This is a genomic window from Richelia sinica FACHB-800 (assembly GCF_014698825.1).
Taxonomy (GTDB): domain Bacteria; phylum Cyanobacteriota; class Cyanobacteriia; order Cyanobacteriales; family Nostocaceae; genus FACHB-800.
On sequence record NZ_JACJTT010000031.1, the window covers coordinates 1 to 14,983 of the forward strand.

13 protein-coding genes and 1 rRNA gene are annotated in these 14,983 nt (G+C 41.2%); 6 read left to right on the plus strand and 8 right to left on the minus strand.

Annotation, left to right across the window (positions count from 1 at the left end; all coding sequences use genetic code 11):
• Together rrf and H6G73_RS18175 are read left to right on the plus strand one after the other, a co-directional pair.
• Window positions 1-95, plus strand: a 5S ribosomal RNA gene (gene rrf / locus H6G73_RS25225); the annotation flags it as partial.
• A 271-nt stretch (window positions 96-366) separates the two neighbouring features.
• Complete coding sequence (locus tag H6G73_RS18175) at window positions 367-3,192, plus strand: Calx-beta domain-containing protein (RefSeq protein ID WP_190607047.1); 2,826 nt, start codon at window positions 367-369, stop codon at window positions 3,190-3,192.
• A 12-nt stretch (window positions 3,193-3,204) separates the two neighbouring features.
• Here H6G73_RS18175 and H6G73_RS18180 read toward each other — a convergent pair whose 3' ends face one another.
• The 4 genes from H6G73_RS18180 to H6G73_RS18195 form a co-directional block, all read right to left on the minus strand.
• Window positions 3,205-4,200 carry a metal ABC transporter solute-binding protein, Zn/Mn family gene (locus tag H6G73_RS18180; protein ID WP_190607048.1) on the minus strand — a complete coding sequence of 332 codons (996 nt, stop codon included), beginning with the start codon at window positions 4,198-4,200 and terminating at the stop codon, window positions 3,205-3,207.
• Between the two features lie 69 nt (window positions 4,201-4,269).
• The gene (locus H6G73_RS18185) at window positions 4,270-4,527 is read right to left on the minus strand and encodes a hypothetical protein (RefSeq protein WP_190607050.1); all 258 of its coding nucleotides are present in this window, start codon (window positions 4,525-4,527) and stop codon (window positions 4,270-4,272) included.
• A gap of 65 nt (window positions 4,528-4,592) precedes the next feature.
• Complete coding sequence (locus tag H6G73_RS18190) at window positions 4,593-5,624, minus strand: WD40 repeat domain-containing protein (protein WP_190607052.1); 1,032 nt, start codon at window positions 5,622-5,624, stop codon at window positions 4,593-4,595.
• Window positions 5,625-5,859: 235 nt separating this feature from the next.
• Window positions 5,860-6,069, minus strand: a complete 210-nt coding sequence (locus H6G73_RS18195) for a hypothetical protein (RefSeq protein ID WP_190607054.1) — start codon at window positions 6,067-6,069, stop codon at window positions 5,860-5,862.
• A gap of 298 nt (window positions 6,070-6,367) precedes the next feature.
• Here H6G73_RS18195 and plsX point away from each other — a divergent pair, with 298 nt between their 5' ends.
• From plsX to fabD, 3 genes are all read left to right on the plus strand, one after another.
• Window positions 6,368-7,393 carry a phosphate acyltransferase PlsX gene (gene plsX, locus H6G73_RS18200; protein WP_190607056.1) on the plus strand — a complete coding sequence of 342 codons (1,026 nt, stop codon included), beginning with the start codon at window positions 6,368-6,370 and terminating at the stop codon, window positions 7,391-7,393.
• A gap of 193 nt (window positions 7,394-7,586) precedes the next feature.
• Window positions 7,587-8,579: a beta-ketoacyl-ACP synthase III gene (locus tag H6G73_RS18205; protein ID WP_190607058.1), complete on the plus strand. Its 993-nt coding sequence runs from the start codon at window positions 7,587-7,589 to the stop codon at window positions 8,577-8,579.
• A gap of 83 nt (window positions 8,580-8,662) precedes the next feature.
• Window positions 8,663-9,565 (plus strand): ACP S-malonyltransferase, encoded by a 903-nt coding sequence (gene fabD, locus H6G73_RS18210; protein WP_190607060.1) that lies wholly within the window; start codon window positions 8,663-8,665, stop codon window positions 9,563-9,565.
• Between the two features lie 99 nt (window positions 9,566-9,664).
• Here the strand turns inward: fabD and H6G73_RS18215 are convergent, their stop codons facing one another.
• Both H6G73_RS18215 and H6G73_RS18220 read right to left on the minus strand, forming a co-directional pair.
• Window positions 9,665-10,504 (minus strand): M56 family metallopeptidase, encoded by an 840-nt coding sequence (locus H6G73_RS18215; RefSeq protein WP_190607062.1) that lies wholly within the window; start codon window positions 10,502-10,504, stop codon window positions 9,665-9,667.
• Entirely contained in the window at window positions 10,504-10,923 is a 420-nt protein-coding gene (locus H6G73_RS18220; protein ID WP_190607064.1) for a BlaI/MecI/CopY family transcriptional regulator, read from the minus strand. Before H6G73_RS18220 ends, H6G73_RS18215 begins: the two co-directional genes overlap by 1 nt.
• Before the next feature lie 248 nt (window positions 10,924-11,171).
• On the opposite strand from H6G73_RS18220, the gene H6G73_RS18225 reads away from it, so the two are divergent.
• Window positions 11,172-11,912: a 2-phosphosulfolactate phosphatase family protein gene (locus tag H6G73_RS18225; RefSeq protein WP_190607066.1), complete on the plus strand. Its 741-nt coding sequence runs from the start codon at window positions 11,172-11,174 to the stop codon at window positions 11,910-11,912.
• A 224-nt stretch (window positions 11,913-12,136) separates the two neighbouring features.
• Here the strand turns inward: H6G73_RS18225 and H6G73_RS18230 are convergent, their stop codons facing one another.
• Together H6G73_RS18230 and H6G73_RS18235 are read right to left on the minus strand one after the other, a co-directional pair.
• The gene (locus H6G73_RS18230) at window positions 12,137-13,921 is read right to left on the minus strand and encodes a M61 family metallopeptidase (protein ID WP_190607069.1); all 1,785 of its coding nucleotides are present in this window, start codon (window positions 13,919-13,921) and stop codon (window positions 12,137-12,139) included.
• A gap of 376 nt (window positions 13,922-14,297) precedes the next feature.
• Entirely contained in the window at window positions 14,298-14,981 is a 684-nt protein-coding gene (locus tag H6G73_RS18235; protein WP_190607070.1) for a Crp/Fnr family transcriptional regulator, read from the minus strand.
• Window positions 14,982-14,983: the final 2 nt, after the last annotated feature.

Genomic DNA, 14,983 nt, shown 5'->3' on the forward strand with positions numbered 1-14,983 from the left:
ACCACACTGATCCCTTCCCGAACTCAGAGGTGAAACGCTGCTGCGGCGACGATAGTTCTCGGGTAGCCGATTGTCACAATAGCTCGATGCCAGGTTCTCTCTTCTCCTAAGCCTCCTCATTCTTCATGCGGGGGCTTTCGGTTTTTTTCTTCTTTTTTGTGAAGACCCATAAATATTGCTGTTAAATATTGCTGTTGAAGTACACATTGGCAGGAATGAAATCAAATCAAATTTTCTCCGAATCATCAAATTAGTTTCATTTTAAAGATTAGATAAGCTATTAATAATTATTTATTAACTTTGTTGTGAGAATTTTAGTTGCAGATTTGTTTTTATGAAAAAATTTGCTTCGGCAATAATGCAACTATGATTATTAATGGAACTGCCAGTATTGATGAGTTATACGCTCAAAATAATGACCAAATTTTTGGATTGGATGGGGACGATATCCTAGATGCCAGCAATGGTCAAGGGAGTAATTTACTTAATGGTGGTGGTGGCAAGGACAGACTTTTAGGTAACTTAAATGATACCTTAGTAGGTGGACTAGGTAGCGATCGCCTATATGCTTTAGGTGTATTGGGAAATAACTCCCTGAATGGCAATGAAGATAACGACCAACTGTTTGTAGTTGAGGGTGGTAATAATCAACTCGATGGTGGGTCTGGTAATGATCAGTTAGTGATTTCTGGTGGAAGTGGAAGTAACACCCTGGTTGGTGGACTTGGCAATGATGTACTCAATGTTGCCAATGGTACAGGTAATAACTATCTTGTAGGTGGTGAAAATGATGATATTTTAATTGGTGGAACAGCTAGTGATAGCTTATTTGGTGGAATTGGGGACGACTCGCTGTTTGGTGGTGTTCAAGGTAGTCAGTTAACAGGAGGTGCTGGACTAGATAGGTTTTTTATAGCTAGTGCAGCTATTCCTGATACTCCAGTAGAAGTATTAGACTTTACTAAAACGGAAGATAAAGTTATTGTTGTAGGTATCCCGGAAGTTAAATCATTTGCTGACCTCATATTAGAGCCAACCGGATCTGATACAACTATTAAAGCTAGTATCAACGGCAATATTAAAACTTTAGGTATTTTAAAAGGTATTCAAGCTAATAGTCTCACTCCTGATGACTTCAACTTTTTAGCTTCTGTTTTCTTGATTGTTCCTGCGTCAGCAAATGAAGGCAACGCTGTCACTTTCACCATAACTCGCACGGGAGATGCTCTAACTCAACAAAGTGTAACTGTCTCTACTTCCATAGTTGGTAGTGATACAGCTAGCGATAGCGATTTTGTTGCTAAAACTGAGACTATAGTTTTCAATTCTGGTGAAACTGCTAAAACCTTTACAGTTCAAACAAATCAAGACGCACTGTTTGAAGAAAACGAAACTTTTAGCGTTACTTTAACTAATCCTACAAATGGTGGGTTGATTAGTGCTACCAATGGTACAGCCCAAGGTACCATTAATAATGATGATGCTGCACCAATATTTGCGATCGCATCAGCTTCAGGAACAGAAGGAAATAGCATCACCTTCACTATCACCCGGACTGGAAACGCTCAAACATCCCAAAGTGTCACTGTTTCTACTGCTATCTCTACAGGTGACACTGCTAGCGAGAGTGACTTTGCTGCAAAAACTCAAACGCTGACTTTTGCACAGAACGAAACCAGTAAAACCTTCACGGTAGAAACTAATCAAGATTCTCAAGCTGAGGAGAATGAAACCTTCAGCGTCAACTTAACCAACCCTACCAATGGTGCAACTATCAGCACTAGCAATGGAACGGCCAAAGGTAGGATTAATGATGATGATACCACTACCACCAGTTCTGTTTTTGCGATCGCATCAGCTTCAGGAACAGAAGGAAATAGCATCAATTTCACTATCACCCGGACTGGAAATACTCAAACATCCCAAAGTGTCACCGTATCAATTCCAGAGGCATCTGTAGTCCTTTCTAATGACTTTGTTCCTAAAACTCAAACCCTCACCTTTCAAGCTGGAGATACTAGTCAAACCTTTAGCATTCAAACCATTCAAGATAACTTAATTGAACCAGATGAAACTTTCAATGTTGCTTTAAGCAACCCCACCAATGGTGCAACTATCAGTCCTACTAGTGGTACAGCACAGGGGACAATCATTGATAATGATAGCGCGATGTCCAGAAGAGAAGGTAGGGATGTATTTACCATCAAAGGTAATGCAGCCAAAGTCAGACTGAAAGCCATTCTCAAAAGACATAGTTCTAGTCTAGTCAATGAAATTGGAGTTTTTAAAGTTGATGATGAGAATGGTTCAATTAATGGAATTGTTCCAGATGGTGTAGGGTATACTCAAGCTGCATTGGCAAGAGCTAGGGTAATTTTCTCGACTATAGCTAATATTCCTAATGGATTTAGTACCCAGGACTTAACGAGCTTACGGGAATTTGAGTCTGGTGATAACCTCAGATTTTATATCATCAGAAACAGTACAACAGATGCTGTATTAGCAGGAATTACGCCATCTACAGAAGTTCTATTTTCTAATTCATTAACCCAAAAAATTACAAATTTAAATAATGGTGAGTTTTCGCTCGCGTGGGAAGATGGTTTTGGTACTAGTATTAGTGATTTTCAAGATTTAGTAGTTAATATTCAATCCACCAATGAATCATTGCCATTGGGAACTAATTTACATGGTCAAAACCAAGGTGAAGTAATCGATTTACGAGATATTAACCAAGCAGTCACAGCAGACTTTATCTTGAATCGTGAAGCAACTTTCAATAATTTTATTGGATTTTATCAAGTAGTTGATGATAATGGCGGAATTGATACTGACGGAGACCAATTAGCAGACATTTTACCTGGACAAACTGGTTATGCTCAAGCTGCTGTAAGGGGGCGTGTAGAAGGTATAGATTTAACAGTAAACAACCAAGCCACTTCTACATTTACAAACAAGCAGTTGATAGGAGGAGCAATTTTTGCACCTTTTATCATTAGTAATGGTACTGTTGACCAATTTTTAAATAATCAAGTTGACCAAGTGTATTTTGCTTACTTAGGAGCTAACCCTGATCAAACCGATCATATTAGATTGTTAGGAAATAACATCTTTGGTTTTGAAGATTTACCCGATGGTGGTGATCAAGATTTCAATGATGTTATTGTTAGGGTTAATTTGAGTATTGAGTAAAAAAATAACTAATTAGCGAGATTTTTTAAGTGAAAATTTCAAATAGGTTCCACCTAGCCCTTCAACAATACTGCGAGTATTAGCATCCATCATTTTTTGATAGGTTTCGCCATCACTACCAGGTTCACCTAGCCCCTCTAAATAAAGTTTTCTAGCGAAAATTCTCACTTTTGCTTCCTGTGCCACAGGTTCAACTAACTGAGAACTAGTAGTAGTATCGACAAAAATTGTTTTCACCCTCATTTTGCGAATATCTTGAGCTAGATTTTCTATTTTTCTATTGGTCAATTTCTTGGTATTTTTGATACCTTTTAAATTTTTCACATAAGGTAGTTCATAGGCTTGAGCATAATAAATCATGGCTTCATGAGTAGTCATTAATTTACGCTTTTTTACAGGAATACTAGCAATTCTCGACTTAATCCAGTTATTCATTTGGGTGAATTCGTTTGTCAGTTTGGCAGTATTCTTATCATAAATACCAGATTTATCTGGTATTGCTTTACTCAAGCTTTCATTAATAATTTCTAGCATTTTTATGGCATTATTTGTGCTATGCCAAATATGCGGTTCTGTGATTTTTTTACCATTTTGCACAAATTTGAGAGGTTGAGCTACAGCTTTTTGACCTACTGCGATTTGCCGTGCTGGAGAAGCTTTAATAATTTTCATTAGCTGTGGTTCAAAATTATAGCCATGATAAAGAATCAAATTAGCTCTCTCAATTTTTTGGCGGTCGGCTGATGTGGGTTGGTAAATAGTGGGATTACTACCAGGAGGAATTAAACAAGCAAGATTAATAGTTTGTTGGGCAATTTGTTTTGTTAAGTCACAAATAACGCTATTAGTAGCTACCACTAAAGGCAGATTATTATCTAATATATTAGTCGGGGATGTTTGATTATAGGATGTATTAAATCCCTTTCTATTACAGGCAACAAATCCGATTGCAAAAACAATCAAGGCTGTATTTAATACTATATAAGTTATTGTTTGTTGTTGTCTCATCGTAACTAAACTATATTAATAAAGGCACAGCTATGCCGTGCCTATAAAATAAGTGAAAATTTTCATTTATCAATATCTAGGTGTAGGCAGTTTGCCTTGCAACATCTCCAATTTAGTTTGAGTACAGGTAGCACAACTACAATTGAGTTGGTCAAGAATTGGATTGGTGGCATGAGTTAAAGTTGGTGCGAGCAATTGCAGAGTGGGTTGTGCAGATGGAACTATTGATATAGACTGGCTACTTGCTGCATGGACAGGATTGGCTAACAGTAGCACAGAAGCTAGAAAAGCAGGACAGGTAAGCAGAATCAGTTTAGCTATGTTCATATTTCTCACATAGAGGCTGCTGCTGATACAGCATAGCCAATTATTAGTCGTTAGTCATTAGTCAGTTATTGTGACCACATAAGTAATTCACCTTGTTCCCCTCCTGCGGCTAGAAATTGACCTTGGGGATGCCAAGCTAAACTGGAGAAGCCAGCAAGTGCACCTGTGAGAATTTGTTTTACCTGTTGGTTTTCATCCCAAAGACACAGCCAACCGTCAGCAGCAGCGGAAGCGAGAAAAAAGCTGTTGGGTGCAAAGGCGATCGCATTAATTATATCCACATGATTTGTTAACACTTTGGCTTCCCAACCTACAGACTCATCTGCTGATTTTTCCCACACTACCACCCCTTCTACGCTAGAAGAAGCCAACAAAGGAGCACCCACGGAGGTTTTAGCTTCTGACCAGGCTAAATGGCGAATTTTCCCCGGAAAGCCACGCATTACCCAAGGGTCAGGGTTTTCCCATTCCAAGACAGTTACACTGCGATCCATATTGCCAGAAGCCAAATATTGACCATCAGGCGACCAGGCCATGGCTATACTGACGGTAGACATAGATAGCACATAGGGTTCTTCATCCCAATTTTGGCTGTTCCAAATTTTGACACCTTTATAACCGCTAATGGCTAAATATTGACCATCTTTCCGCCAATCGATACCTAAAATTGATGAATTTTCAAAATTGAGGGTGACAACAATATCTTCCCTATCAGCATCCCATACTTGAACATAGCGACCTAAACTGAAAGCCAAGTGATTACTGGTATAACTCCAAGCTAATTTATCTACCCAAGCTGGTGCATTTTCTAAAGTAGTAATTAATTGATTTTCTCGCCAGATTTTTACTTTTCCATCTTGTCCACCCACTGCTAAATATTTACCATCGGGTGAAAAAGCAATGCAGTCTAATGATTTCCCAGTTTCACTTTGGAGGTTGATTAATTCACCATTTGACCACAGTTTGACTTCTCCAGCCCCAGAAGTAGCAGCAAGAATATTACCATCACCAGACCAAGCTAAGGCTGTAACATAATCTGCTAACTTCCCTGAATAGAATTGTTGAAATTCTGGAGATTTGCTACTGATGAAATTCATGTGTGTATTCTCAAAGTGAATTTTTATCTGCCGATGACGTAGATATCATAACCTCAGCCGTCACAACTGATAAATGCCAGTTTGTATATGCTTGATTTTGATTATTTATGAGGATTGACCAAGCACCTCTACAGGGGAAGTTTCTTCACTCTTTAGTCAATCTATGAAGGGTGTGGAAATTTGATCACACCCATTCATCGATTATGAATAAATTTAGACTCAGGAAAAGGCTATGTTAAATTTGCTCCTTGGTCTTAATGATAGCGGCTAAAGCTTTTTGGATTTCACTTTGAGCTTTTTCTAGGGACTCCTTGACAGTTGCGTCAATGGCAGGCTCGGCAGTTTCCGCTGAAGCCATACAGGTAATAGCTACATCAATAGCTTCCTTAGCAAGGTGGGACTTTTCCCAAGTTTGGGCATAATACCACGTAGGGTCGGGAATCATTTTTGTTATCCTCCTGTGATTGACAGTTTAGGTTTCCCATATCTGGAATTAGGTAATGGAGTTGTAGCTAGATTTTTGATCAATGTATTGTTGTAATACCTGTAACACAGATGAATGACGATTGTACCGCTTTGTACTGACAGAAAAGTTAAATCCATTAGTACCAACAGAAGATGCACACAACTTTAACCTCTAATGAATGTAAAGCAATACACTACTTAACTCCTAATCCGTAAAGTTAATCTTTTTTAGTATTGCAATCTGATAAAATTTGTAAGGTTTCTATAAGCTCTGAGCAATGGGATCGACTGGTGTACGGATCGCAATAGACGCTATGGGAGGGGATCACGCACCCGGTGAAATCGTCGCTGGCGCACTGCGAGCAAAAGAGGAATTGGGTGTGAACATTTTGTTGGTGGGCGATCCCCAACAAATTAAAGCTGTGATGCCGCCAAAAATCAACATGGATCGGCTGGAAATCGTGCCAGCCGAAGAAGCGATCGCCATGGATGAAGAGCCTTTAAACGCAGTCCGCAAAAAGCGTAAGGCCTCCATCAATGTCGCGATGGATTTAGTCAAAAAACAGCAGGCTGATGCAGTATTTTCAGCGGGTCACTCAGGAGCAGCAATGGCATCAGCTTTGTTGCGCTTGGGACGACTACCGGGAATTGATCGTCCAGCTATAGGTACTGTATTTCCCACCATTGTCGCCGGTAAACCAGTATTAATCCTGGATGTAGGCGCAAATGTAGACTGCCGTCCTAAATTTTTAGAGCAGTTTGCAGTGATGGGTTCAATTTACAGTCAGTATGTTTTGGGAATGCCTGAACCCAAAATTGGGTTGTTGAATATTGGCGAAGAAGATACTAAAGGTAATGACTTAGCCTTAAAGACCTACGAACTACTCCAAAAAAATCAGCAAATTAATTTTATTGGTAACGCTGAAGGGCGGGACGTGCTATCCGGCGACTTTGATGTCATTGTCTGTGATGGCTTCGTTGGGAATGTGCTATTAAAATTTGCCGAGTCTCTTGGTGGAGTAATTCTACAAATCTTGCGAGAGGAGTTACCTCAAGGGTTACATGGCCAAATTGGCACAGCGATTTTAAAACCCAACCTGAAGCGCATTAAACAGCGGATGGATCATGCTGAACATGGTGGTGCTTTACTATTAGGCGTAGACGGCATTTGCTTCATTGGTCATGGTAGTTCTCAAGCACCCTCAATTTTTAGTGCTATTCGTATGGCCAAAGAAGCTGTAGACAATCAGGTATTGACAAGACTTCAGTCCCAATATCAAATCCTACAAAACGAAGCCGATTAGGATTGAGCCATCGGCTTAATGTCATTAGTCAAGGAAAAATTCGGGAGTTCAAGAGTTGTAGGAGTATCAAATCCTCGCCTTAATTCAACTACTTAATTCTTGGAAATATTCTGAACTCCTGAACTCCTGAACTACTGAACTCCTGCTGAAAATTGACAACTGACAAAAACGCTGATAGCTGGGGAGATTAGGAGTGCAAAATATAGGCATAGCAATTACTGGAAGTGGTTCAGCATTACCAACAACTTCCTTACATAACCAGGAATTAACTCATCTAGTAGAAACATCAGATGAGTGGATTACTACAAGAACTGGGATTCAACAAAGGCGAATTGCCTCATCACAAGATTCATTATGTAAATTAGCAACGGCGGCCAGTCAACAAGCCATTGCTGCGGCTGGAATTACGGCAGCTGACATTGATTTAATTTTGTTAGCCACTTCCACCCCTGATGATTTATTTGGCACTGCCTGTAAAGTACAAGGCGAACTAGGTGCGATTAAAGCTGTGGCCTTTGACTTAACAGCTGCCTGTTCTGGCTTTGTCTTTGGACTAGTCACAGCAGCCCAATACATCAGAACTGGCGTATACCAAAATGTACTGTTGATAGGGGCAGATATCCTCTCTCGATGGGTGGATTGGCAAGACAGACGCACTTGTGTACTGTTTGGCGATGGGGCTGGGGCAGTGGTGTTGCAGGCCAATCAGAGCGATCGCTTACTTGGTTTTACCCTCAAAAGTGATGGCACGCAAAATCATTATCTCAATCTCTCCTACAATGGAGCCGCACAACAGTTAACGCCAGAAATTAGTGTCACCCAAGGAACTTATCAACCCATCACCATGAACGGCAAAGAAGTTTACCGCTTTGCTGTCCAGAAAGTTCCAGAAGTCATAGACAAAACCTTATTTGCAGCTAATCTCACCGTTGACCAAATAGATTGGCTAGTATTACACCAAGCAAATCAGCGTATTCTCAACGCCGTCGCTGAACGCTTAAATATTCCTGCACACAAAGTTATCAGTAATGTCGCTAATTACGGTAACACCTCTGCTGCCTCTATTCCCATCGCTTTAGATGAAGCAGTGCAGCAAGGCAAAATCAAGCCCAATGACATCATTGCCGCTTCTGGTTTTGGTGCTGGACTCACCTGGGGGGCAGCCATTTTTCAATGGGGCAGATAGTAACCAGGTGACAGGTGATAGGGTCTTGCCCAATCACTTATTACCCACTACCAATGATCAACTATTCATTAAGAAATTACCAAATGACTAAAACTGCATGGGTCTTTCCGGGACAAGGTTCACAAGTATTGGGCATGGGTATGGATTTATTAGAAATTCCCTCAGCCCAAGAAAAGTTTGCTCAAGCAGAGGCTATTTTAGGCTGGTCTGTAATTGATGTCTGCCAAAGTGATGAAGCTAAACTGTCTCGCACACTTTACACCCAACCTTGTTTATATGTAATCGAAAGTATTCTCGCTGATTTATTGCGGGAGAGAGGACAAAAGCCTGATGTAGTTGCTGGGCACAGTTTAGGCGAATATATTGCCCTCTATGTTGCTGAAGTTTTTGACTGGTCTACCGGACTCAAACTAGTCAAACAGAGAGCAGAAATTATGGATAGTGCTGCGGGTGGAATGATGGCAGCCCTGCTCAACTTTGACAGCGAACAGCTAGAACAAGTAATTGCCCAAACCCCTGATGTAGTTTTGGCCAATGATAACAGTCCCGCCCAAGTGGTGATTTCTGGAACTCCTGACGCAGTACATGCTGTGTTGTCCCAAGTCAAGGCTAAACGTGCTGTACCCTTAAAAGTTTCTGGAGCATTTCACTCACCTTTAATGGCTGAAGCGGCACAGTCCTTTCAAGCTATTCTGGAAGCCACTGTTTTCCAATCAGCAGTTGTGCCTGTGGCATCTAATGTTGACCCAGTTCCAGCTACTGATGCAGAAACTCTCAAACAACGTTTAATTCAACAAATGACTGGTTCAGTACGTTGGCGAGAAATTGCCTTGCAATTACCCAATAGTGGTGTAGAAAGAGTTGTGGAAATCGGCCCTGGCAATGTTCTCACTGGTTTAATTAAGCGCACAACTTCTGGCTTAACATTGGAAAATATTCGGAATGTAGCAGAATTGCCAGTGGAACGAGAATTAGTCCGCAGTTAAATCAACACTTTGGCTTGTAATTTTGGATTTTAGATTTTAGGTAGAAGTTGTACAAAAATCATCCAAAATCCGAAATCCAAAATTTCCATTGCTGATGATTTAAGAATGAAAAATCATTGTTAACAGTGGCAAAAAAGCCAACAAGAAGAAATACCAAGATAGTGTTTTGCCTTCACAAGTTGATGCTGGTGGTGTTAACAACGCCTCAATTCTCTGCTCTAATCTCTCCGCACCAGAAGAATTCAATGCGGCACAACAAACTTCTGTAGCCATGGTTTTGCCGCTGACTACTAATAGCAATGACTCTGCCAAGATTAAGGGATCTACTTGAGTAGCAGCGTAGCTATCAGCCCGTAATTCTCTCAACATTAATAATTCTTGCCACAGGGCTTCTGTATTAGGCAACCAACTGGTGCAGGAACGCACCCAACCTAGCCAAAAAAACCAAAAGGTATCTCTATAGTAGAAATGGCCTTGTTCGTGGGCTAAAACGCTTTCTATATGGCTAGGAGAGAGGGTTTGTAGTAATCCTTGACTCACTACTAGTTCTGGCTGCCAAAAGCCCATTTGACCAGCGAATAAAGCTGTGGTTGATAACAGGCGTGCAGTTTGACTACCAAGGCGAATTTGGGGACATTCCCGCGCAGATTTAACGGAATGCCATCCTTGCAGTGCTAGTTGGATACACAAACAACTAAAAAAGCCAATTTCGCATAAGGCCAGGGCGTAGCTGAAGGAGTCGATGTACATACCACCCATTTTCCCCTGTGGACCCATACACAGCACTGCCACTGATGTGATGAAAATTAGTAGAGGGGGGAAAAGAAATGAAAATAAGGTGCTGTGCCAGCGTAAATGCCAATTCCCTTGGGGTTGACTCCAAGACGACCTCAACCACCAAGCAATGGTTAAAACCGTGAAAATCATGACTAAATGCATTATTGTTCTCCCCTGGCTTGGCGTGCCGCTTGAATTCGTTGCGCGATCGCTTCTATTTGTTGACTAGTTGCTTCATCTAAACTATCGGCAAAGGCCGCAACTACATCGGGATTACCCACTGCTAAAAATCGCTGCAATTGTTCATGGGCTTTAATCATCTGTGCTTGTTGTTCAGTCAACAAGGGCCGCCAATAAAATGCTCTACCTTTTTTGTCACAGGCCAGCCAACCTTTTTCGGTGAGACGACGGAGAACCGTGGTGACGGAAGTATAAGCCAATTCTCGATTTGGGTCAGCGAGAATACGATTGTGTACATCCTTGACTGTAGCAGAACCTAGTTCCCAGACAATGCTTAAAATTTCAGCTTCTAGGGGGCCAACGGAAAGTTGTTTAGGACGATAATCGGGTAAAGGTGCCATATTTTAATTATTAGGTAATGGATTTGTCAGTTTCTAGCATTCACTGGTGACCAATCCTCAATCTTCTCTATCTTTCAGATTACAAGATGCAATGCCAAGCTTTAAGTCCTTAAAGCCATGAATATAGCCTTTTTTCAGCTTTTATAGTATTTATGTATTGATTAAGACTAGACCCCAGGCATAAACTGTAAGGGACATCAAGTAGGTAGAATATAACCGCAGTAGTATAGAGCAGGTGTATTCAAAGCGTGAAGCTATTTGTATATCACACTCCAGAATTAACCCCAACCGACGAAGCACCAGAATGTGCGATCGCGGTTGATGTCTTGCGGGCCACTAGTACAATGGCCACCGTTTTAGCCGCTGGAGGGGAAGCAGTCCAAGTCTTTAGTGATTTAGACCAACTTTTAGATGTTAGTGAAACCTGGCCTCCAGAAAAAAGATTACGGGCTGGAGAGCGTGGCGGTTCCAAAGTAGCTGGCTTTGAGTTAGGTAACTCTCCTTTAGATTGTACAGAGGAATTAGTCAAGGGCAGACGTTTATTCATTAGTACCACCAACGGAACTCGGGCCTTAACCAGGATACAAAAAGCACCTATTGTGATTGCCGCAGCTTTAATTAATCGGGCCGCAGTAGTGAATTTTATCTTGGAAAAGCAGCCAGAAACTGTTTGGATTGTTGGTTCTGGTTGGGAAGGTAGTTTTTCTCTGGAAGATACAGTTTGTGCTGGGGCGATCGCTCATAGCTTGTGGCAACAAACTCACATTCCTCTGGAGGAACTAGCTGGTAATGATGAAGTGGCTGGTGCGATCGCTCTTTACTCTCAGTGGCAAGAAAACTTATTAGGACTATTTCACCAAGCTAGTCATGGCCAGCGATTATTACGCTTAGAATGCCATGAAGACCTAAAGTATTGTTCCCAAACAGATATTTTAGATGTCCTGCCTATGCAGTATGAACCAGGTGTATTAAAAAGTCACAAAAGATAAGCAAAATTTAGTTTTTTTGTGTTTGTTTTATTTGTTTTACCCCGTTGAGGCAATTGCTAGCAATGGGGTATTTTTCATTTCCCAGGGAATAGGTCCAAAGGCTGTTGAGGTAATTAGGAGAAATACTCGATTTTCCAGGTTTTCCTACCGGAAACTAGTTCAGTGACAGCTAACATCGCACCTAGATTCACATAGTTATAGTTTCCGGTTCATTTGCCTGAAGATTATGACCGCACACTGCTCAAAGGTACACCTAACCAACCAGCAAAATTTTCTGCTTGAGTGGCATCAGGATTTTGCACAGGTACTAAATGATAATGGACATTGGGTGCATCGAGAGTCACTGAATAGGTACGCAATTCATCTTGATGGAAAACGGTGATGTGGATCAGATCATTGGGCCGATAATCCTTGAGGCGATCGCTTAACTGACCTGCTGCCACTTTCAACCCATCAATGGCCAGTATCTCATCACCTGCGTCTAATCCAGCATGATAAGCTGGTGAATCTGCCTCTATAAATTTAATGATTTCCCGACCATTTTCCGTTTTGAGTCTGACACCTAAATAAGGTTCTTCTTCTTTTTCTGCTTTCAATTCCACACCAAACAGTGTCAGGTATTTGTTGAAAGGTAGTTCTTCTACGCTGTCAATGTAAGCCTTAAAGAAGTCTGTTAAATCAATGCCCGCTACAGACTCAATCACTGCTTGCAACTGTTCGGGAGTATAGCCGATTTCCGCTTTGCCAAATTGCTGCCACATCTGCCGCATCACATCATCAAGCGATCGCTGATTGCTATGTAGGGCGCGAATCAATAGGTCTAACAGTAACGATACCATTTCCCCTTTCAAATAATAGGAAATTTGGGAATTACCGCTATTAGCATCAGGGCGATACAATTTGATCCAAGCATCAAAACTCGATTCCGACAACGGTTGTACCTTCCGTCCAGGAGTCGTTTGATAACGAGCAATTTCTTTACCCAAATAACTTAAATAGGCCTTAGCATCATAAAGTCCTGCCCGCAAAGGAATCAGCAAGTCATAGTAACTGGTAGTCCCCTCGCAAAACCATAGAGAGGGAGTGTAATTTTCCTGGTCGTAATCAAACACTTCCAAGGCTTTGGGACGAATCCGCTTCACGTTCCACAAGTGAAAGAATTCATGGGCCACCAATTGTAAAAATCGCTCATACTTATCTTGGGCACGAAAACCAAACCTTTGATAAATTAAGGAGCAAGAATTTTTATGTTCCAATCCCCCGTAAGCCTGGTTAAATAAATGCAGCAGAAACACATATCTGTCATAAGGCAAACCACCAAATAAATCTGCTTCTACTTCAATAATTTTCCCGAAGTCAGCAATCATTTTTTGGGCTTGAAAATTGCCTTTGCCCCAAATTGCCAATTCATGGGGTTTACCCAACACTTCAAATTTATACAAGCTGTGGCTGCCAATTTCAAAGGGGCTATCCACCAGGGTATCAAAATCAGCTGCCCAGAAGGTATTACTGCCCTCGGTGTGTTGTGGTAACCCAGTAGTAACTTGCCATTCTGAGTTGGGTGGAACGACAGTGATGCTAATGGGCAGGTGTTCCCAACCAGGAATGCGTAAAAATAACGCAGCCCCATTAAAATAACCATGAGTGTTATCTAAGTGGTTAGTACGCACTGATAAATCATTAGCAAACACCTGGTAGCGGATCACGACTTCTGAAGCATCACCTTTTTCTATCTGCCAGTGATTTTTACTAACTTTCTGCCAAGGTAAAGCTTCTGTCCCTGCCAATGCAGTAAAATCTTGTAAATTTTTGGCGTATTCCCTCACTAAGTAGGAGCCAGGAGTCCAAACTGGCATTTTCAAATCGAGTACGGGAAATGGGTAGTCTACCACCTGCAAAGTCACCTCAAACAGATGGGTTTCTGGTTGAGACATTGCCACTATATAGTTGATAGATGGACAGATTTCCTTAACTTGAGTATTGAGACGAGGTGCGATTGCTTCAGTCATCTTGTGTGCTGCGTCTTAAGTGATTAATCAATAGTCATTAGTCAATAGTCAATAATCCTAACCTGCTTGGATCAGGGTAGCTAAGGTCATTAGATTGTTTTAGCAAGTTACGGAGAATTGGTATTACACACTCAGATTAGTTGCTTAGGGTGGGTGTTGGGGTGTGGGGTCTAGACTTCCAGAGGGTAAGTACCCACGCCAATAGGGTGGCATAAATATGATATAATGAAACATTTTTTACATTTTTACCCCCGCCTTTACCCTGAATCTAACCTTGAGAATGTGCGATCGCTCGCCTCTTCTACTCACATCGCAACTACCAGTGTTACACAAGTTTCATGCAGTAGCTTGCTGCCTAATTGTGTAACTTCAGTGTTCAAATTTTGGCAGCTAAATTGGCCAATTGTTTAAAATTGATAATATTAATGACATTTTTTACAGGATCAATTTTTAGCCATCCCTTTTCATCCAGTTTTTCCATAATCTTCGTTGTTTCATCAACAGTAATTTCTGTCACATCCGCTAAATCTTTAAAAGAGATTTTCAAAATTTCTTTGCCGTGATCGAAATCTTGACCATAGCTTTCTCCCAAACTGACTAAAGTGTGGGCTAATTTCACTGCTGGTGGAGCTAAACGCATTTGTAGACGTAAATTAATCTGCCTCAAGCGTCGCACCATCAATTGCAGCATTCTATGATGTAGCTGTGGATCTTTAAATAAAATTTGGATGAATCTTTCACGGGATACACTTAATAATTTCACTGTTGACAAGGCAATTACATCTGTTGACCGAGGAGACTCGTCCAATACTGCCATCTCACCAAAAAAATCACCTCGACCTAAAATTGCTATGGCCACAGACTCATCTCCAGTGGTGCGTCGGACTTTCACCCAACCGGAAACAATAAAATAGACGGCATTACCCCAAGCATCTTCCATTAATACTGCTCGTTCCGCAGGGTATTCGTGTTCAACAGCTATACTAAACAGCCATTCCAACGTTTGCGGGTTAGCTGTACTTAGTAAGGGGAAAAGATCGCTTAAAACTTCGGTTTGCATGA